This window comes from Heminiphilus faecis (genome assembly GCF_008728965.1).
GTDB classification, from domain to species: domain Bacteria; phylum Bacteroidota; class Bacteroidia; order Bacteroidales; family Muribaculaceae; genus Muribaculum; species Muribaculum faecis.
The window spans coordinates 1-20,305 of record NZ_VSMC01000024.1; the positions used below are offsets into that span (position 1 = coordinate 1).

Annotated in this window: 19 protein-coding genes; 7 read left to right on the top strand and 12 right to left on the bottom strand. The window is 48.8% G+C overall.

Features of this window, described 5'->3' with window-relative positions:
- The first annotated feature begins 194 nt into the window (after window positions 1–194).
- From FW767_RS10205 to FW767_RS10230, 6 genes are read left to right on the top strand one after another with little or no spacing between them, the layout of a single operon-like run.
- Window positions 195–1,571: a hypothetical protein gene (locus tag FW767_RS10205; RefSeq protein ID WP_147438760.1), complete on the top strand. Its 1,377-nt coding sequence runs from the start codon at window positions 195–197 to the stop codon at window positions 1,569–1,571.
- A gap of 45 nt (window positions 1,572–1,616) precedes the next feature.
- Complete coding sequence (locus FW767_RS10210; protein ID WP_121699266.1) at window positions 1,617–2,165, top strand: DUF4199 domain-containing protein; 549 nt, start codon at window positions 1,617–1,619, stop codon at window positions 2,163–2,165.
- A 9-nt stretch (window positions 2,166–2,174) separates the two neighbouring features.
- On the top strand, window positions 2,175–3,137 hold the full coding sequence (locus FW767_RS10215; protein ID WP_121699267.1) for a glycosyltransferase family 2 protein: 963 nt from the start codon (window positions 2,175–2,177) through the stop codon (window positions 3,135–3,137).
- Between the two features lie 15 nt (window positions 3,138–3,152).
- The gene (locus tag FW767_RS10220) at window positions 3,153–3,683 is read left to right on the top strand and encodes a nitroreductase family protein (RefSeq protein ID WP_121699268.1); all 531 of its coding nucleotides are present in this window, start codon (window positions 3,153–3,155) and stop codon (window positions 3,681–3,683) included.
- Window positions 3,668–4,279: a DUF6452 family protein gene (locus tag FW767_RS13160; protein ID WP_205523892.1), complete on the top strand. Its 612-nt coding sequence runs from the start codon at window positions 3,668–3,670 to the stop codon at window positions 4,277–4,279. Before FW767_RS10220 ends, FW767_RS13160 begins: the two co-directional genes overlap by 16 nt.
- Window positions 4,276–5,160: a DUF6048 family protein gene (locus tag FW767_RS10230; protein WP_121699269.1), complete on the top strand. Its 885-nt coding sequence runs from the start codon at window positions 4,276–4,278 to the stop codon at window positions 5,158–5,160. Before FW767_RS13160 ends, FW767_RS10230 begins: the two co-directional genes overlap by 4 nt.
- A 117-nt stretch (window positions 5,161–5,277) precedes the next feature.
- Here the strand turns inward: FW767_RS10230 and FW767_RS10235 are convergent, their stop codons facing one another.
- The 6 genes from FW767_RS10235 to FW767_RS10260 all read right to left on the bottom strand — a co-directional run bounded on the left by FW767_RS10235 (window position 5,278) and on the right by FW767_RS10260 (window position 9,953).
- Window positions 5,278–5,490, bottom strand: a complete 213-nt coding sequence (locus FW767_RS10235; protein WP_147438761.1) for a hypothetical protein — start codon at window positions 5,488–5,490, stop codon at window positions 5,278–5,280.
- Between the two features lie 21 nt (window positions 5,491–5,511).
- Entirely contained in the window at window positions 5,512–6,159 is a 648-nt protein-coding gene (locus FW767_RS10240; RefSeq protein WP_121699270.1) for a 3'-5' exonuclease, read from the bottom strand.
- Window positions 6,160–6,308: 149 nt separating this feature from the next.
- Window positions 6,309–6,935, bottom strand: coding sequence for a dethiobiotin synthase (gene bioD / locus FW767_RS10245; protein ID WP_121699271.1), 627 nt, complete (start codon window positions 6,933–6,935; stop codon window positions 6,309–6,311).
- Window positions 6,928–8,313, bottom strand: a complete 1,386-nt coding sequence (locus tag FW767_RS10250; protein ID WP_121699272.1) for a pimeloyl-ACP methyl esterase BioG family protein — start codon at window positions 8,311–8,313, stop codon at window positions 6,928–6,930. The genes bioD and FW767_RS10250 overlap by 8 nt, the downstream gene beginning before the upstream one ends.
- The gene (locus FW767_RS10255) at window positions 8,310–9,419 is read right to left on the bottom strand and encodes an aminotransferase class I/II-fold pyridoxal phosphate-dependent enzyme (RefSeq protein WP_121699273.1); all 1,110 of its coding nucleotides are present in this window, start codon (window positions 9,417–9,419) and stop codon (window positions 8,310–8,312) included. The genes FW767_RS10250 and FW767_RS10255 overlap by 4 nt, the downstream gene beginning before the upstream one ends.
- 195 nt (window positions 9,420–9,614) lie before the next feature.
- The gene (locus FW767_RS10260; protein WP_121699274.1) at window positions 9,615–9,953 is read right to left on the bottom strand and encodes a hypothetical protein; all 339 of its coding nucleotides are present in this window, start codon (window positions 9,951–9,953) and stop codon (window positions 9,615–9,617) included.
- 209 nt (window positions 9,954–10,162) lie between these two features.
- Here FW767_RS10260 and FW767_RS10265 point away from each other — a divergent pair, with 209 nt between their 5' ends.
- Window positions 10,163–11,077 (top strand): cation diffusion facilitator family transporter, encoded by a 915-nt coding sequence (locus FW767_RS10265; RefSeq protein WP_121699323.1) that lies wholly within the window; start codon window positions 10,163–10,165, stop codon window positions 11,075–11,077.
- Between the two features lie 67 nt (window positions 11,078–11,144).
- Here the strand turns inward: FW767_RS10265 and FW767_RS10270 are convergent, their stop codons facing one another.
- From FW767_RS10270 to FW767_RS10295, 6 genes are all read right to left on the bottom strand, one after another.
- Window positions 11,145–13,136 carry an alpha-glucuronidase family glycosyl hydrolase gene (locus FW767_RS10270; RefSeq protein ID WP_235898104.1) on the bottom strand — a complete coding sequence of 664 codons (1,992 nt, stop codon included), beginning with the start codon at window positions 13,134–13,136 and terminating at the stop codon, window positions 11,145–11,147.
- 37 nt (window positions 13,137–13,173) lie between these two features.
- Window positions 13,174–14,157, bottom strand: a complete 984-nt coding sequence (locus tag FW767_RS10275; protein WP_121699276.1) for a glycoside hydrolase family 43 protein — start codon at window positions 14,155–14,157, stop codon at window positions 13,174–13,176.
- 15 nt (window positions 14,158–14,172) lie between these two features.
- Entirely contained in the window at window positions 14,173–15,309 is a 1,137-nt protein-coding gene (locus FW767_RS10280; RefSeq protein ID WP_121699277.1) for an endo-1,4-beta-xylanase, read from the bottom strand.
- An 8-nt stretch (window positions 15,310–15,317) separates the two neighbouring features.
- The gene (locus tag FW767_RS10285; protein ID WP_121699324.1) at window positions 15,318–16,733 is read right to left on the bottom strand and encodes an MFS transporter; all 1,416 of its coding nucleotides are present in this window, start codon (window positions 16,731–16,733) and stop codon (window positions 15,318–15,320) included.
- Between the two features lie 37 nt (window positions 16,734–16,770).
- The gene (locus tag FW767_RS10290; RefSeq protein WP_235898102.1) at window positions 16,771–18,486 is read right to left on the bottom strand and encodes a sialate O-acetylesterase; all 1,716 of its coding nucleotides are present in this window, start codon (window positions 18,484–18,486) and stop codon (window positions 16,771–16,773) included.
- Window positions 18,487–18,603: 117 nt separating this feature from the next.
- Window positions 18,604–20,298, bottom strand: a complete 1,695-nt coding sequence (locus FW767_RS10295) for a GH35 family beta-galactosidase (RefSeq protein ID WP_121699278.1) — start codon at window positions 20,296–20,298, stop codon at window positions 18,604–18,606.
- Window positions 20,299–20,305: the final 7 nt, after the last annotated feature.

A 20,305-nucleotide genomic window follows, 5' to 3' on the forward strand; every position in this document is an offset into this window, starting at 1 on the left:
TCCGAACAGAGAAGTTAAACCTCATCACGCCGATGGTACTGCGAAAGTGGGAGAGTAGGTAACCGCCCCCTTCAGGGTGCAAGCACAACGCTTGCACCCTTTTTTTATACCCCTACCTTTCACATCCATGTTTTCTGTATTGCAATAAGCTGCCTGTTATATCCGTTATATACATATTATAATAATTTATTCTGATGCGGAAGAAAATCATATTGTGCTTACAGGTATTTGTACTTTCTGTAATGCTGTTGTCATGTATTAATGATGATGTCACCGCCGATATGGCGGTGCAGCCCGAATTTTCTTGTGAAGTGTTGGATATGGGCACTGTGTTTACTGGTTTACCTTCGCCTGTGTATGCGTTTAAAGTATATAATCGTGATAAGGATGGTATTGTCATCGGTTCGATAGCCTTTCGCGACGAGTCTGTGACCGGTCGTTTCCTACTTAATGTGGATGGTGCGTCAGGTGAGGTTTTTGAAAATATTCTTATACGGGGAAAAGATTCAATATATGTATTTGTCGAGGCTGTGTTGCCTCCTGTCGGAACACCGGAGCCTGTCCGCGTTTCCGTTCCGCTTGATTTTATGACCAATGGCGTCAGGTCTACTGTTTTGCTTGAGGCGTCGGCTCAGGATGTGGTTCATGTCGAATCTGTGACCCTTGACGGTGTTACGGAGTGGGATGCCCGCTATCCGTATAATATATATGGTAATGTCACGGTGCCGGAAGGCTCTACGCTTAATATTGCACGCGGTGCCCGGCTCTATTTTCATGCCGGTGCAGGTTTGCATGTTTATGGGCATCTTGTTGTTGACGGAACATCCGATGCTCCTGTTGTGATGTGCGGTGACCGTTTCGGCTGCGTGGCTTCTTCTGCGGTGCCCTACGATGTTGTGCCGGGGCAGTGGCGCGGTATTGAGCTGTCGGGTGCGTCAAGTGACGGTAATATGAATTATACGACGGTTGCCAATACGGAAAGAGGGATTGTTGCCGATGGTACATCACGGCTTCATCTGCTGAATTGTCGGTTGCGCAATTCGTCATCTTCGGTTTTGTCCGCTGTCGGTGCTGATGTCACTGCTGTCGGTTGCGAATTTTCCGGAGCACCTTCGGGAGTCGTTGTTCTTGACGGAGGCCATCATCTGTTCAATCATTGTACAATAGCCAATGATTATATATTTGCGCCGGTAGAAGAGGCCATGTTGATTTTGAAAGCGGAGCATACCGAGGTGTCTTGTGCCAATTCTATTGTATATGGTCTCGGAGCGTTGATGAGTCCCTTGGATATCTCTGGCCGTTCTGTCTTTTTTGAGCGTTGTCTGCTTAAAGCTAACGGCATTGATGATGCCGGTTTTTCGGAAATACTATGGGGCTTCGATCCTCGGTTTGACGTATCGCTTGAAGAATATCGTTTTGACTATCGGTTGACATCCGGTTCTCCGGCCATAGGTGCCGGTGACGCTTCACTGTCGCTGCCCGAAAGCTCGGTTGATTACTATGGACTGCAGCGTGGTGCTGCTCCCGATCTCGGTGCGTATGTATACCGTGATACACCTCAAAGTAACTGAAAAATTGACTGAAATGTCAGTTTTATTTTATACCTTTGCAACCGTATGAATGATGGAAAATCAACAGGACAGTCTCCTTATCGTCGGGGTGCTGATGCAGGCCTGATTTTGGGAGTATATCTTTGTGTCATATTTTTTGCCACAGCCTACTCCATGACATATCCCATCCTAAGTCCGGTGTCATTGGTGCTTATTGCCGGTGTACCGGTATTTATCTACATGTCTTTGCGCCGATCTTATATAACAGATATGGGCAAGACTATTTTCTCATCATTGTGGATGGAGGGTATCGCTACGTTTTTTTTCGGCGGAGTGATATCGGCATTCGTATCGGTGATTTATATGCGCTATGTCAATCCGGGATTTATTGATGCGCAGATTGATGCGATGATTTCGGTGTACAATCAGGCCGATTGGGAGCGTGGAAAAGAGTTGGCTGATGTAGTGTCGCGTGCGCGTGAAGCCCGTTTGATACCGCGTCCTATAGAATTTTCCATCAATATGTTGTGGCTCATTGTATTTTCCGGGTCCATTTTGTCGATGCTCATGTCCTTGCTTGTGCAGGCACGCGGTTATAATAAAAAACATAAATAAATTTTGGCGATGGATATTTCTGTAGTCGTTCCTTTATATAATGAGGCGGAGTCTCTGCCCGAGCTTGAGGCATGGATTACCCGTGTCATGAATGAAAATAACTTCACGTATGAGATACTTTTCATTAATGACGGTTCTACCGATGATTCATGGGAAGTGATTAAGCGGCTCCGGCAGCAGAACCCTAACGTGAAGGGAGTAAGCTTTAGACGTAACTATGGGAAATCGCCGGCACTGAACACCGGCTTTCAGAGAGCTCAGGGCGATGTTGTAATAACAATGGATGCGGATTTACAAGACAGTCCCGATGAAATTCCCGAGCTTTACCGCATGATTACCCAAGACAGGTATGACCTTGTATCGGGATGGAAGCAAAAACGCTATGATCCGCTGTCTAAGACCATACCTACCAAGCTGTTTAACGCCACTGCACGCAAAGTGAGCGGTATACGCAATCTGCATGACTTCAATTGCGGCCTTAAAGCCTACCGCAATAAAGTAGTAAAACGCATAGAGGTTTACGGCGACATGCACCGATATGTCCCTTATCTCGCAAAAAATGCCGGATTCAACCGCATAGGAGAAAAGGTAGTGCATCATCAGGCCCGGAAGTACGGTACTACTAAATTTGGACTCGACCGCTTTGTAAACGGTTATCTTGATCTCGCAACACTTTGGTTTACCTCGCGCTTCGGGATTAAGCCGATGCACTTTTTCGGATTGCTCGGAAGCCTTATGTTTTTCTTGGGTCTTATTGCCGTGGCTGTTGTAGGCTTCACAAAATTGTACGACATGCATCACGGCAACCACTATATTCTTGTTACGGATTCGCCTTATTTTTACTTGGCGCTGACAGCAATGCTGTTGGGTGCGCAATTGTTTCTGACCGGTTTTATCGGAGAGTTGATCGTGCGCAATTCCGATCGTCGCAATGAATATGAGATAGAAGAAGAAATAACGACACATTGTTAATAGATATAATTTGAAATGAACGCTTATCCGCAATTTTACGACCTTGTTTCACGTCGTTACTCATGCCGTAATTACAGCGACCGCAAAGTGCCTGAAGATTTGCTTGTCGCCATACTTGATATAGTACGTCTTGCTCCTTCTGCCTGCAACAAGCAGCCGTGGCGTTTTCTTGTCATAGATGACGCCGCGCAGAGCGAGGTCCTGCGAAAGAGTTATTCGCGGGAGTGGTTTGACAATGCGCCGGTCTATATTGTGGCTCTCGGCACGCATGATGAAGCTTGGCACCGCGGCTTTGACGGAAAGGACCACACTGATGTGGATGTGGCTATTGCCGTGGAGCATCTATGTCTTGCTGCTACCTCTGTGGGACTGGGAACCTGTTGGGTATGCAACTTTGACCTTGCGATAGTCAAAGATGGACTCCAGTTGCCTGACAATGTCGAGCCTATAGCCATAATCCCTATAGGATATCCTGTCGACGGAGAAACTGTACCTGAAAAGAAGCGTAAGGCATTAGACGATATTGTGAAATGGGGAAAATTCTGAAACTGGTCTTACTCGCATGTATGCTTGTCGTCTTACATACGTCATGCAACACATCGGGGTGTACTGAAAACAAGAGTTCCATACCGCTTGCGGGATTTTATTCCTACGAGACACTTGGCGCTATTACTGTAAACGAGATTTCTATCGGGGGGGTGGATGCTCCTGACGACTCGTTGCTGCTTGACAATGGTTCGGCTGGCAAAATGTATCTGCCTTTCCGATCTACAGCCGAGGAGACAAGTTACTTTATACGATATGAATCGGAGCAACTTGGTGGTGGCGCATTGTACGATATCATAACGTTCAATTACACTTCAATCCCTTATTTTGCTTCGGAGGAGTGCGGCGCTATGTTTCGCTATAAGATCAATGAGATGTATTATACGAAGCATCTGATAGACTCCGTCGGCTTGGTTGACAGTCTTATAACCAATGAGGATGTGGAGAAAATCCATATCTATTTCCGCACAGCCGACATTGAAAAACCCGATGCTCCTGACGACCCCGATAGTCCTGATGTGCCCGGAGACAATCCCGATAATCCTGATGACAATCCCGGAGATAACCCCGGCCAAAACGAAACTCCTGACGAATGAACCGATTCTGTATAATATTATTGATCGGCGCTTTGGCCCTGTCAGCAGCGGCTCAACGACGCATTACTCCGGTGGACAATCCTGATAAAAAGCGTGGTGCTCCTGTTGTTCCGGAGGCAGTCGATACTGTGGCCGGTGGTCGTCCTGCAAGTGTTGTTGAAACTACCGATTTGGCCGGACATACCGTTCTTGTCGATACTATCTCGGGTGAGGAGTATCGTGACACTATTCTCACTACCGCTCCTAAACTCATCTATCCTCGATTCGATGCTGTTACTGTCGGAGTCAATGTGTGGGACCCTCTGATGCGTTGTTTCGGGCAAAAATACGGACTCATAGGCTTTTGGGGAGAGCTTAGTCTGCATAATTGGATAAAGCCTGCCGTTGAGATAGGTCTGGGGTCTGCCAACTATACTCCGGATGATGGTAATTATACTTACAAGTCATCTATAGCGCCCTATTTCAAGATTGGACTTAACTATAATTTTCTATATAATTCCAATCCCGATTATTCTGTTTATGCCGGGTTGCGTTACGGTGTCAGCAACTTCAGTTATGAGGTTACTGATGTGACTATGAACCAAGGCTATTGGGATGAAAACGTATCTTTCGACATTCCCTCCCAACGTGCTACAGTCGGCTATTTTGAGGCTATGGTAGGCATACGGGTCAAAGTTCTTGGCAATGTGTCGCTCGGATGGGAGCTAAAGGTGCACCGTATAGCGCATGGAGGCAAGGGTGAATATGGAGAGCCGTGGTATGTGCCCGGCTACGGAGCCAAGTCTTCATTATTCAATGCTTCGTTTTCAGTCAGCTATACGCTGCCACTCGGCAGACGGCAGACTATGGTGCCACCCGGTGCCGATGCCGAAGAGGAATAATTTACAGCGACATCCGATTATCAGGCTGACATAACAATTAGGCCTGCCAAGTATACATGTCATCGGTCATTACCTGACATGTGCATTGGCAGGATGCAAAAATTTAGTGCGAAGACGTCATCTCTTTTTATTGAGATCGTCTTCGCGTTCTTTACGTAACCGCTCGCGTTTTTTCAAAAAGAAGTGCAAAAGCACTATGCACAGCAATGTCAAGCCTATTATGCTGAAATAATAGCCATAATTGCCGGCAAAAAACTCACCGCGGCCGATGTAGCTCATAACACCAAGGTATACGAGGAGTATGAGCGGTACAAATGTAGATTTTTTCATAGGTACCATAGCGATTTTTCTTTAACGGTTGGTGTCATTGCTTTCGTCGACATGTTTTATATAAGGCGACCGGCAAGGATCAAAACGACCTGCCGTGAGGTGAGAGTAAATTTTCAGACAAGCCCACGCGTCAATGGAGGCGTAGGTCTGCTGAGGGGTTGATAGTGTCGAGGCTTCCCAGTTGGAGAGCCGTTGACTTTTTGATATACGTTCGCCGAATATTATGCCATAAATTTTCTGCAGACTGCAGTCAAGGATATTAAACTCTTTGACAAGATCCTGCAGATCGACGAAGCCGGCTGGCTGAAAATCATGCAACTTGTGCATGACATGAAAGTCGTCTTTCAGCGACAGCCCGACCTTTGTAATCCGGGGATTTTCGATAAGGTCGCGCAATTCATCGGGAAAGCCGAACTTGTTAATGCGGAAAAGGTAACAGCACTCTTCGGTGGCAAACTGCATCAGTGCCACCTGATTTGTGCGCCCTTTTCTGAACGACGGTTTTGTCTCGGTGTCGAATCCCACTACAGGGAAACGCCTGATTGTTTCAAGCGCACTCTTGGCCTGCTCAACCGTGTTTATCACTATGATATGTCCGGGATAAGTGACGGTCGGTAGAGCGGAGAGTTGCTCCTTTGTGATAGACAGTACTAATGTATTGACATTCATAATAAAAATAAGTAGATTTCTCTTGAACGGCGTTAACGCTTGGCGTAAAGTTAGTAAATAATGGTGAAATAAATACACTTTTATGCCGGGAATCGGTGTATTTTTAACATTTAAACAGATTCATAGTGTTTTTCGGGGAATGCAGTGTGTCAAATAGTTGTAAATTTAACACCAATAAAATTACGTTCGATATAACGCTTTATAAACGATGATGTGTCGGCTGCTATAATCTTGTCGTTGTCGAAAAATGTATTATATACAACCTCCAGCAATCGAATGCCACGCGACTTTATGGCTTCAAGAGACAGCAGGGTGTGGTTGATTGAGCCGAGTACTCCGTTGGTGACCAAAATGAGCGGCATTCGGCGAGTGGTCACGTAGTCTATTGTAAAAAAATCGTCTGTAATCGGAACCATAAGTCCTCCGGCTCCTTCGACAAGCACAGTGTCATATCGCTCGCTCAGTTGTCGGGAACAGCGGTCGATAAGGTCGAGGTCTATGCTCTTGCCGTCCAGTTTTGCCGCGAGCTGGGCCGAGGCGGGATATGTGAAAATTACCGGCGCGGTCAGGCGGGCTGTATCCTCGGGCAATAATCCGGTTCCTGTTATCTCTCGATGTTTTAATATGTCTTCCGACATGTCTGTATTGCCGGTCTGAATAAACTTCTGTGTTATCACGGACTTGCCTTCTGCCATAAGGCGGCGGGCTATGATGCCGGTGGCGTATGTCTTGCCTGCATCGGTGTCTATGCCCGAAATAAATATTATATCACTCATTGCTGCGCTTTTTTATAATGATGTATATTGGTCGGTAGGTTAGCGGCGCTCCTGACGATGTGACCGGATATCCACGGGTGAAATCGGTGACCGTCATGGCGGTGTGGCGTAGTGCGTTGACTCCGGTGTTGCGCAGGTGTGACATTACATGCCGCGGTGAAGGGAAGTTGAGTTTCATCTCGCTCTCTTCAAGAGCTATCACATCGCAGTTTTCCGGTATCATGGCTCTAAGTTCGTCGGCAGAATAGTAACGTAACGGCAGGTGAGTGACTTCCGATACCTCCGCTATATTTTGCGGGCCGAAAGTGGAGAGGACGATGAGCCCTCTGGATTTTACGACACGAGCGGCATGATACAGAAACTTAGGCAGTGATTGAAACCATTGTATACATGAGGCCGACGTTATGACGTCAAATGTGTCATCCGGTACGTCGGCTATGAGTTTTTCTCCGTCGCAGGCAGTTATATTTGTATTTGCCGGAATTCCCTTGACTGGCTGTGGAGCGAGATCCCATAGCGACAGGTCGGCAAGAGGCCATGATGTGGCATATAGGGCTGTCAGAAAGCCTGTGCCATAGCCGATCTCGAGTATCGATGATGGTGACTCGGTGGTGTGAGCCAGCCACAGAGTGTGAAGATGATGGGCTATCTCTCTCTGTACTGACGCATTGTCGTCGTAGCGTGAGGCGCTTTTGCTGAATTTTTCACCTACAAGGCGCTTGTCTATTATCTCCTGCTCGATAAGGACCTGCCAGTCGGGCATATGACCCGAGGCAATTGTGCGTATTCGGTTATGGCCGTCCCATTCCCGACGCAGGTTATCGGGGGGAAATATTCTGTCGTTTTCGGCGATTATGACGCGGTCCCATGTAGAATGGCCGTAGGCTGAAGCATCTGAACGGTAGAGTGTACTTATCGACAATAGCTCGTTGCGCAGATCTTCAATATCGCGTTGCGGCATGTGGCTTCTGAAGTTCTCGTAAGTTTCGCGGGAGTCACACATGCGACGGTAGAATTTTTCGAGATTTCTGCTGTCAAGCCTGTCAAGAGTGCCTTGGAATATATCTTCAGGTATTCCCAGCAGGTCATCAATGGGGTGCAGCGAGCCGTTTACCGCTATCTTCAGTGTGGGTTTTATTTTGTATTGTTTTATGACAGATTGAGCCATGAAAACACCGAATGACCATGCGAATATATACAAGTCGTCATAGCGGGCAAGGGGTGTGGTGTCAAAATTGACAACGGAGTAGTCCCACACTGTCATTATGTCACATCCTTCGATGCGCAGTTGTCGGAACGGATCGGCCGACATGCCCCATCCTGCAAATATGATTATAAGGCTATTGTTGTTCTCAAATGAAGTAAACTCCTGTTTCATAATGCCGACAATGCTTTTTTCAGTCCTGTTATGTCGCTGTCATTCATAGCTGCGCTTATGCTGAAACGCAGTCTTTCTGTACCTGCCGGTACGGTGGGAGTGCGTATAGGCAGGGCTTTGTATCCTGAGGACAGTAATTTTTCCGACAGTTTTACCGCTTTGACTGCGTCGCCTGTTATGAGCGGTGCTATATGGCTGTGCTGCTGAGTCGAGCCCAAGGCTTCGGCGAGCCGACAAGATAGTCGGTATACTTTTGCACGTTCAGCGTCCATTGATATTAATTTGTTTACAATGAAGCGAGTCCATGCCGAATTGAGCGGCGGCAGCGCCGTCGAGAAGATAAAGCTGCGCGACTTGTTGATAAGAAATGACTTTATAACTGGCGAAACGGCTGTAAACGCTCCGCATGAGGCTGCCGCTTTGCCGAAAGTTCCCACTATGATGTCTACAGCTTCATAATATGGTGAGGCTTTTGCGAGTCCGAGTCCTTGTGGGCCGCATACACCGAATGCGTGTGCTTCGTCGACATACAATTGTACTGACGGATACTTCTGCTTTAAGGCGGCAAGAACGGCTATGTCGCAACTGTCACCGTCCATGCTGAATATGGATTCGGTTATGACAAGCAACCGTTCGTAGCGATCGATGTTCTGCTTTATTATGGACTCAAGATGGTTGTAGTCGTTGTGTCTGAAGCGAGTAAACGGTGCCCGTGACAGTATGATACCGTCGATTATACTTGCGTGACTTAGTTTGTCGGCTATGATGAATGTGCCTTGTCCTGCTATTGCGGATATGATGCCGGTATTGGCGTGGTATCCGCTGTTGAACAACAATATGTCGCGACGATAGAGTTGCGACATCATCTCTTCAAGCCGGAAGTGTTCGTCCTGACGTGAGGCAAGAAGGCGTGAGGCCGATGAAGTCAGGGGGATGAGCCGGTTGTGTTCATCGGAAAAAAAATCGGAGCGTAGGTCTTCGCGTTCACCGAGTCCCATATAGTCGTTGGTGGAAAAGTCGACATAGCCGGTTGATCCACCTTTGGGTATAGTCCTGAAATTTCCCTGTTTCTGAATATCCTTAAGTATATCGCTGTAATAGGTCATTGTTATGCTACTTCTCTGCAAAATTACTGAAAATAGCTTTAATACGCAATTTTACATTTAAAAGCGGCTTGATGCCATGTGACGGGCTACATCATCAGAAGAACCGAGCTTAACATGAACGGTTAACCGGATTTTGCAGGTGGTCAGGTATGACTGTGCATGGTCTGTTTTACGGTAAGTATACGGCGTTTGTGCTCATATGACAGCGACGGCAATGGAGGAGCCCATCTCTGTGTCGGCGAAGTCAATATCTTTGTCTATTTTCAGCATGACGGTCGGTACGCCTTGTCTCAAGGTGTAGTATAGTTTTGAGCCGGCTTCGATGGTTACGGGAAATATGACTAATTTGGTATCAGTGATGGTGTAAGGTATCTCTTGCCCGTCGATGTCAGTAATTGTAAAGTCACCTGAAATAACATCACGGATATATTCTTCTGCTATTGAGGCATAGCATGAAGATATATTGTGATCCGATTTGTTGACAACGATTATTTCATTATCGCGCGGGGTGCAGATGGATATGACTAATGCCATAAAGCATGTTATGGACAGGATTGTTTTCAAGGTTGTCGTTTAATTGTTATGTGATGAATGATTTCGAACAAAGGTAATTAAAATGTTGAATTTGTGCAATTGAAATATAAAATAATATTGTGACACATATTTTATTAGTATAAATACCGATAAAATAGTAACTTCGGTTATTGAATCAAAATACGAAGCTATATAACTGGAATATGACTATGTCAGGGACTAATAATGTGGACAATTCAATCGTATCTACGATAAAGCGGGTGACTTGGATCGGTTTCTGGGTCAATGCGGTACTGATGGTTCTGAAGATATTCTTTGGATGGTATGGCCATAGTGATGCACTTGTGGCCGACGGCGTACATTCGCTAAGTGACTTTGCCACTGATTTTATCGTGCTTGTATTTGTGGGACTGGCTTATAAACATGCTGACGACTCACATCCTTACGGTCACGGAAAATATGAGACGTTTGCCACTTTGCTTATAGCCGTGGCTCTTCTTATAGTGGCTGTCGGACTCGGTATAGGCGGAGTAAGGACCATTATGGCTTTTGTTGACGGAAGTGTGCTGCCGCGGCCTGATATATGGACTCTTGTCGTGGCTATAGTATCGATACTTGCCAAAGAGTATCTGTTCAGATACACAGTTAAAGCGGGTCGTCGTATAAACTCAAGTTCGCTTATAGCCAACGCGTGGCATCACAGGAGCGATGCCATATCGTCTATAGCCACTCTTGTAGGGGTGTCGGCATCATATTTTCTGGGTGAGCAGTGGCGTATTCTTGACCCGGTGGCATCGTTGCTGATAGCGGCGTTTATCGTTATTTCTGCCGTTCAGATAGGGCGGCCCGCTATAAACGAACTGCTTGAACAGTCGTTGCCCGAGGATGAGGTCATGCGAATAAGTGATATTATCAAGTCGGTGGGTGGGGTGAAAGGTCTGCATAATCTGCGCACTCGTCGAAACGGACACACCGTCATGATAGACTGTCATGTAAAGGTAGACCCATATATAACCGTGACGGAGGGTCATGATATTGCTTCCGCGGCAGAGTCAGGACTACGCGACTTATACGGATATGATACAGTCATAACCATTCATATAGAGCCGTTTAAAGGTATATGACATAACAATAGACGCCGTCTCGCGATTATTTAATCCGGACGGCGTCTATTATTAAGTTGGTCTCGATTTATCGTTGTCTGTTAAGCAAGTCGGCGGTGGGGCATTCAAAATTGCTTATGCCGAGATTCACTTTTTTCAGGTCGTCGAGATTGTGGACAGGAGGAGTGATGTCATCGGGGAATGGGAGTCGTGATAGTTCTTGGAAGTACAGCAGACATCCGTCTTTCCACCATATGGCATCGCGTACCTGCGTCTTGAGACGTCGTTGTATGTCGTCAAACAATGCCGGGTCTACATAGGGTTGCACGTGCTCCCATCGGCGCTGGAAGTCCCTCGTTTCTACAACTCCACGCTCATAGTGGCGGCAGAGACTATCCCACAGCGTATCGCCGGACGGGAGCTGATACTCCCACGGCAGATGATGAAACCAAAGGAGAAACTCTTCGGGACATAAAGCCGGATTATCAAGCCGTTTGGCCAGATTGTCAGGATACTGACCTATAGCGTTGCTGCCTTTTGAACTACGGTCGAAGCCAATGCCGGCGCTGTCGGCCCGGTGATAATATGACGGCATCCAGTCGGGGCGTCCGCCCTCTATGGCACACCAAGGCTCGGGACCGTAGTGATGGCCGAACGCAAACAGATGATGCAGACCCATAGGCATCATGTAGTCTACAACAGCTTCACGGCTGCGCATCATTATGTCGATTACTTCAGCAGTTATCTCTGCCGGGACGTTGCAACCGTTAAAGATGGTTTGTGAAAGCCATTCGTCGGCTATATCTTCGCCGGTTAGAGCGGGATTCCATGCGAGTCGTCCGAATGCGTACCAGTTGGCCTGTGCAAACGGGTGGCCGGTCCAGTTGGTATCATCACCCACGTTGGCGACTCCGGCTACCGCTTTTATTGACTTAGGATTCACATAGCTGAAGAATTCCTTCCACATAGGAGCGAGATATGCCAGATGATTGCTGTGGCCGAGATACTCCTGCGTGATCTGAAACTCTACCATGCAGTCGGTTGACGGCATGGCGCCGAACAGCGGGCTGTAAGGCTCGCGGGGCTGGAAGTCGACAGGGCCGTTCTTTATCTGTACGATGACATTGTCATCAAACTGTCCGTCAAGCGGCTGAAATTCGATATAAGCCTGTTTTGCGCGGTCGGCGTCAGCCGGAGAGTATACAAATGCCCTCCACATGACGATGCCGCCATGGGGTTTTAATGCTCGGGCCATCATATTGGCTCCCTGAGCATGTGAACGGTCGAAATCACAAGGTCCGGGCTGTCCTTCAGAGTTGGCTTTGACAAGAAATCCACCGAAATCGGGTATAAGGCGGTATATCTCACTTGCCTTATCCTTCCACCATTTTATGACTTGCCGGTCAAGGGGATCGGCTGTCGGAAGGCTGTCAAGCTGCATGGGAGCCGCAAAGTTGGCCGACAGATATACCTTTATGCCATAAGGACGGAATATGTCGGCGATTGCTTTAACCTTGTGCAGATACCCAGCCGACAAGATGCTTGACGAGGCATTGACATTGTTAAGGACAACTCCGTTTATGCCTACAGCCGCATTGGCCCGGGCATATTCCTTATAACGTGGCGATATGGTAGCCGGCAGTTCATCCCACACCCATATGCTGCTACCGGAGTAGCCCCGTTCAATAGTCCTGTCAAGATTGTCCCAGTGATTAAGTATGCGCAGGTCGTAGGAGGGAACTTCTCTGATTTCGTTCGGCAGAGATTTGCCGGCTGTCTGCATGGCTAAGAGGCGGTATGCTCCATACAGCAGTCCCGGTGCGCTGTTTGCCGTTAGTGTCACCTTATCTTTTCCCGGTGTGATAATGAAGCCGTCACGTCCAAGGCTTTTGTCTTTTATGAGTTTCATCTCCACCGGTGCTCCGGTCCATGAACTACGTAATTCGGCTGTGGCAACGTTGATAGTAGCGGATGAGGACTTTGGAGCTTTTATAACAGCGGCATTATTCTCAACGGGTTGCGGCAGCCATAACCGTGAACCGTCATAAACGGAAGCTTTCGCCGACATGCATGTAAGCATGAAGGCGAAAGCACCAATAATATAATGTATAACCAGTTTATTCATCACCAGTACCGCCGCCATCTATTGTTATTATATGACCGTCGGCGTCATACTCCAACGGAGTCACTTTGAGGCTGCGCAACCATGTCTTGCCGCCTGAGGGCACACAGTCATGATGGAAGATATACCACTTGCCTTTGTGCTCTATTATGGCATGGTGTGTGGTCCATCCTACGACAGGCGTCATTATGCAGCCCTGATATGTGAATGGGCCATACGGGTTGTCGCCCACGGCATAGCACAAACGGTGGGTGTCGCCTGTAGAATAGGAGAAGTAGTACTTGCCGTTGTACTTGTGCATCCATGAAGCCTCGAAGAAGCGGCGCGTATTGTCGCCGGCTTTCAGCGGCTCGCCTGTCGCAGGATCAAGTATGACGATAGGACGAGGCTCTTCGGCAAACTGGAGCATGTCTTCGGTGAGCCGTACTATCCGAGATGGTATGGCCGGGTTTTCATCGGGTTCCAGATGTGGCTCTTCGAGAGCTTTGTTATCGCGGTAGCGCTGCAACTGTCCGCCCCAAAGTCCGCCGAAGTACATATAGTAGTCATCGCCTTCACGGAACACAGCCGGGTCTATAGAGTAGCTGCCGCGGATGGGATCGGGCTGCGGAATGAACGGACCTTCCGGTTTGTCGGCCACGGCCACTCCTATGTGAAACACGTCGTTTTTGTCCTTTAACGGGAAATACATATAGTACTTGCCGTCTTTTTCAGCCACATCGCAGTCCCAGAGCTGACGTCCGGCCCAAGGTATATCGGCTACATCAAGTACTTTGCCGTGGTCTATGACCTCGCCTTCCATGATGTCGTCGGTAGAGAAGACATGGTAGTCTTTCATCTCGAAGTGGTCGCCGTTGTCGTTTTCACCGGCTCCGCTGTCCCAGTCATGAGAGGGATATATGTATACGCGTCCGTTAAATACGTGTACTGCGGGATCGGCCATGTAGTCCTGCGGGACAAGATATCTTTCTTTTTTCATAGCTGTGGTCTGTTTTTATTTGTCGCCGCATTTAGCTTCGGCAGCGACAGTATTAATAAACGGTTTAACCTGATAATCGCGGTCAAAAAGCAGGGGATATTCCTTGCGTCCGCGTACGGGCCAGTCATTTTTCCATGAGTCACCGTCGCTTACTCCCCATGCGGTCACACGGGTTATAACATCGGAATGCTTCATGAACAGACGCATGACATCGGCCATACGGTTATTCCACTTGGTGTCGATATCTTCAGGCAATCCGTCGGGGTATGGGTTGAGCTGCTTCTGGTAAGCGGTTGTATCGGATACGTTGGCTCCTTGGTTCACGGTTGGAAGGGCGCTCATGTCCCATTCTGTAATCATGACTTTGCAGCCGGTTCCGGCAAAAGCTTCCAGTGACTCTTCGAACTCGTTCAGATCGGGATAATCCATGCCCATGTGCGACTGCATGCCGATGGCGTCGATGCGGATACCGCGCTCTTTCATGCTATTGACCATCTTGACGACAGTGTTGCGGCGTCCCGGCACGTTCATGCCGTAGTCGTTGTAATAGAGTTCGGCGTCGGGATCGGCTTCGTGAGCATATTGGAATGCCAACGGTATGAATTCCTCTCCGAGTATACGGTAGAAACCGCTGTTACGGTAACTTCCGTCCTCGACAATGGCCTCGTTTACGACATCCCATCCGTGTACGCGTCCTTTATAACGGCCCACGATGGTGTGTATATGATCGCGCAGACGTGATTTAAGCGTTTCGGCGTCAACGTCGTTGCCGTTTTCATCGACAAGAAACCACGGTGAGCATTGTGAATGCCACACAAGGCAGTGTCCGATGATAAACATGCCGTTGTCCTCGCCTAACTTGACAAATGCGTCGGCGTCATCCCAGTAGTATCTGTTCTCTTCAGGATGTATATTGGCGGATTTCATGGCATTTTCGGCCACGATGGAGTTGAAGTGCTTCAAGGCTGTAGCCTGTCCCATAGAGTCGCGACCCGAAACCTGATGAACATTCAGCGCCGTGCCCATGAGGAAGCAGTCTTTGAAACTGTCTTTAAGTGTAGGTTCGGCCGCTGTTTTTTCGGCACACATGTAGAATGTTGATGACAGGGCCACTACGCCCGATAAAAGCATTAATTTTGTGATTTTCTTCATGATTTTATTTAATTGTCTGATTTATGACGGTTTTCAATCTCTTTATTTATCGTGTCTATACGGTCGTCGTCAAGATCATATTTTGATATTATAAATATGGCTACAACGAGCAGTATGGCAGGGATGACCGATACGAGCCAAAGTATACCTTGTTCGGCAAGCGGCGACTGTACGTTGTCGGATGCGTTGAAGTCGACAAACGCAAGCACGAGGCCGGGAACCACTCCGCCAAGAGCCATGCCAGCTTTATAGAAGATGCCGGTAAGGGCGTTGACGATGCCGGAGATGCGGCGTCCGTGGGTATATTCACCATAAGATATGACTTCAGGCACAAGCGCCCACATGTAGCCTGTAGCTACAATGACGCCGGTGGATTTTACGAACTGTGCCACATACACCAGCCACATGTGTTCTTTGAGTGCGTCGACCATGGAGATGAGGTAAAGAAGGCCCATGCCCACTATAGCCGTGACAAGAAATATGTAGAACATGCCTTTCTTGCCTACCATGCGCTTTATGGAAGGTATCATGGGCATGAAGATGAATGCGGGTATCGAGCCGAGGCCCATGAATATGGAAAGTTCTTCGGCTGTGCCGTGGAGATTGTAATTGATGTAATATGCTCCTGCCGAGTTGCCTATTGCCATCATGGCGAATGCCGTGATAAAGAAGAATGCGAGTATGCGCAGGGGCTTGTTGCGTACAAATTCAAGCCAAAGGTCAGATACTTTGACGTTTTCTGTCTCTTTCTTGTCCATGACCACGCGCTCTCTGCACTGCGAGAAGCAGAAGAATAGCAGGGCCAGACCTATTATGCCGTATATGGACATAGTGATGAACCATGCGGAGTCACTTGACGATAGGTCGGAGGTTTCCGAGGGGTCGAAAATCTTCAGGATGATAGGTATACCCATACCTACCGCGAGGCCGCCCACGTTGGCCATGAACATTCTCACTGAAGTAAGAATGGTTATTTCGTCTGTATCGCGTGTCAGTGACGCGTTGAGCGCTCCATAGGGCACATTGACAAGAGTGTAGCACATCGACAGCCCCACATAGGTTATATAGGCATACAGAAGCGAGCCTGAGAAGCCGTTCCAGAAGCACAGTAGGGCGAAGCCTGTAAGCGGTATGCCGCCGAGCACCAGATATGCGCGGTATTTGCCGAGTTTAGGGTCGTGCTTGTCGACGAAAGTGCCTACGAGCGGATCCCAGATGACGTCCACGATTCTTACGATGAGAAACATTATGGCCGCTACGCCGGGATCGAGACCATATACATTGGTATAGAAGAACAGCAGGTACATGCTGATCGTCTGGTAGATAAGATTCTGGGCGAGGTCACCCGACCCGAATCCGATGCGTTGCATCCAGCCAAGTTTGTAGAAGCCTTTGCTCTGTGCTTCGGTATTATTTACATTCATAGTCAGTTGTGATTCCATGTCTATAAGGTGGATTATGTTATTTCTTTATTTCGTTATGTTTTATTACGGCTTCGACTACACGGTGGCCTACGGTCTTCTTGTCAAGCGGATGTATGTCGTTCCACTCTCCGAGGTCACTGTTTGGCACAAGGTAGGCATTGTGGGTGGACTTGGCCGCTTCAGCCTGATTGCGGCGCATTTCAGCCCATGCCGCACGTCCGCCGCGGTCGTCTTTATGCAGGAAGTCGGCCAGCTCCACTATGTAGAACGGCATGTCGCGGTCATTGAAATCGGCGCGCCACGAGTCCATCAAAGTCTTGAGCATGTATGTGTATGAATTGCGGGTGTCGACGTTGCTCTCTCCCTGATACCATACCACTCCGTTTACCGGGTAGTTGATGATAGGATGTATCATGGCATTGTACAGTACTGCGGGTATATAGTTGAACGATACACCTCCCTGTACAGGGGGCACGACGGCACCGCGGTGATATTTCCATGCGCCTTCGAGATTTATCTCCTCGTCGCCGGCTATGAGCTTGTAGGGCTTTTCAGGCACGAAATTAGCTCTGCCTCCGTTGCTGAACAGGCGTATGGTTATCTGGTTGTCGCCCTCTTTAAGCAATCCTGCGGGTATGGGATATTTACGGGGCGGATACTGGTAGGATACGGTTCCGACAAAAGTGCCGTTGACATATACCGAATCGGCGTCGACTATGCAGCCCAAGCGTAGCAGTCCCGGCTTGCCCGCCATCGAGGAGGGGAGCGATACGGTTTTGCGGAACCAGTGTGAGCCGTTGACCGGATTCAGGCCGTCGGTGGCCCATCCGTCGGCGGCTTTCCAGCCGCAATGTATGTCGTCGCCGGCTATAGTGCCGTCAGTGACAGAACCTGAGGGTATTTCAACCGTAGGCCAGTCGGAGTCATCAAAAGCGGGTTCATACCATTTTACCGCATCATGAAGGCCCGGGTCGGTGGCATATAGCAATGACTGACGGCGTGCCGAACTTTCGCCGGCGAGCTGGTTTATGCGGTTGCGGTAGGCGTCATCCTCATATATGCGTTTTTTATTTACAAGGCCGGGAAATTCGGCAAGACGCTCTTCCTTTATCCAAGATTCTATGGGGGTGCCTCCCCAGCTTGATCTGATTATGCCTACAGGTAGGCCTGTGCGTTCGTTAAGTTCTTTTGAGAAAAAGTAGGCAAGTGCTGAAAAAGCCATCAGTTGCTCATCGGTTGTAGGCTGCCATGTACAGTTTTTTACGTCATCGAGCGGCTGGTGAAATTCGTATGCGTTGGGTACGTTGAAATGACGTATCTTGTCATTGCTGTATGAGGCTATCTCGTCGGCAAACATGTCAGTGACTCGTCCTACTGTCAGGTCTATGTTGGACTGACCGGAGAAGAGGTATACGTCGCCCGAGAGCACATTGTCGATAGTTATGTCATTGATTGTTATGGTGTAAGGCCCTCCGGCTTTTAGCTCGGAGTACTCGGCGCGCCATTGGCCGTCATCGCCGGCGGTGACCGATATGCCTTTGCGAGGTCCGACGGTTTTGTTGCGGCTGTCGGTGATTTTTACTGTCACAGTCTCTCCGGGGTCGGCTTTGCCCCACAGAACCACGGGATGTTCACGCTGCACCACCATGCCCGGCGACAGGATACGGGGCAAAGTCACTTTTGCGTCACATTCCATGGCTCCCATGTATAGCATGGCGAGGAGTGATGCGATATATTTTACACTATGTTTCATAATAGCGGTATTATTAAGTCGGATTTCGGTTAAGTTGACATGAGCAAAATTACTCAATAGCCGAGGGCTGAAAGGTACAATTATGTATCACAAATCTACAACTGCGTAACATCATGCTTATTTGTAGTCATAAAGTGTCACATGAAGCACCTGAAAGTCATCGACGCCTATACGCACATGACGCCCCTGATGGGTTTCGTCGCCGCAATAGCGGCGCACGCGCGACAGAGTGCCGTCAGGGTTGACCGATACCTCGTCGACGGTGCCGAGACCTATTCGGGAGCTTCCGTTCCATCCGCTTGCGGCCTTGCGGTCGCTGCCGGTGTTGAGGAAGCCGTCTTCTCCGAGAGTCTGCGTTACCGTACTTTCGCCGGTGTTTTCAAACTTCAATACTATGCCGCTGCCGGCTACTATGTACTCTCGTGGAGCGAGCCTTATGACTACTCCTCCGGTCGATGGCCAAGCGGAACCGTCGGTAGCCCTCGGGTCCCAAGGCAGAGTGAAGTAGTGGCTTGCGGTTATCTTTATATCGTCGCGTGCAATCACACGCTCGGTCGAGTCGTTGTCAAAATACAGGCCGTTCATGGAGCCTTGGCCCTGATGTCTCGCCAATATGGGCATCAGTTCAAGCAGTTTGGCATAGCCCTTGACTGCAGGTGCATCGGGTGAGTCGCTGCCGTTCTCGATTGAGAACGGGCTGAAGCCTATGGCGTCATGTTCGCCGATTACGTAAAACGCTTGGGCCGCGTTTCCGTCAAAACGGCGTATCTCCGGTATAAACAAAGGATTGTCGACGGTGTGGTATTGTGCTACCCAGTCGGTGAAACCCTTGTCGTAAAGGTCGGGCGAAAGCATGTCGACCGACGGAGCGGCGGCATGCCATATGTCTTTCAGATGGGCGAGAGGACCGGCCGAAGGATACTCGCCGGGTTTGCGCCCTCGGCTGTTCATGGCTGCATTGACATATAGAGGCCGGTCAATTACGGCACGCGCGCATTGAGCGAGCCGCTCCACGTAAAGGGCATAGTTCCACGCCATGAAGTATTCGTCGCTGTATATGTCTTCGCCGAATACATCGTGCCAACTGCCCGAAGTCTTCATGCCGTTGTCGCGCCATCGCGCCGCCAACTGCGGATGAAGTGATGTCTTGTGTTTTTTGAGATGGTCGATAAGCGCCGTTGGAACACCCTTGTCATAAGCGGTCTGTGCCGCCGGAGAATAGTCTCTCGGGCTCTCGAGCATGCCTATTTCATTTTCTATCTGTATCATGAGCACTGTGCCGTCGGTGTCGCGGTTGGCTACATGCTTCAGCCAGCGTGTAAACGCGCGGCTGTCGGCTTTATACACATTCTCGGAAAATGCGCTCGCGATTTCAAGAGGTTTTCCTGCTGCGGTGCGGGCGCGGGGATATTTGCGGTAATCTTTCTTAAACCACTCCGGTGCATAGCAGCTCATGGAATTTTTCCATGCGCCGAACCAAAGAAATACTATTTTCAGATTATTTTTGCGCGCTTCATCAATCGCTGCGTCTACGAGTGAGAAGTCATATTGTAGCTCTGAGGGCTCTATCATGTCCCAATAAACCGGCACAAGCACCGTGTTGAGGTTCATGCGCTTCAGTTTGGGAAATATACGCTTTATATCGGCCTCCGATGAAGCCGAGCTATTGCCGAGTTCTCCTCCGATGATGATAAACGGTTTGCCGTCGACAGTGAGCTGAGTGGCAGCGCCATGTTTAACCAGCCGCACGTTGCCGGCATAAGCGGCAACTGAGAGACATAAGGCTATTGACATCAAAAATAATCTGTGCATATGCGTG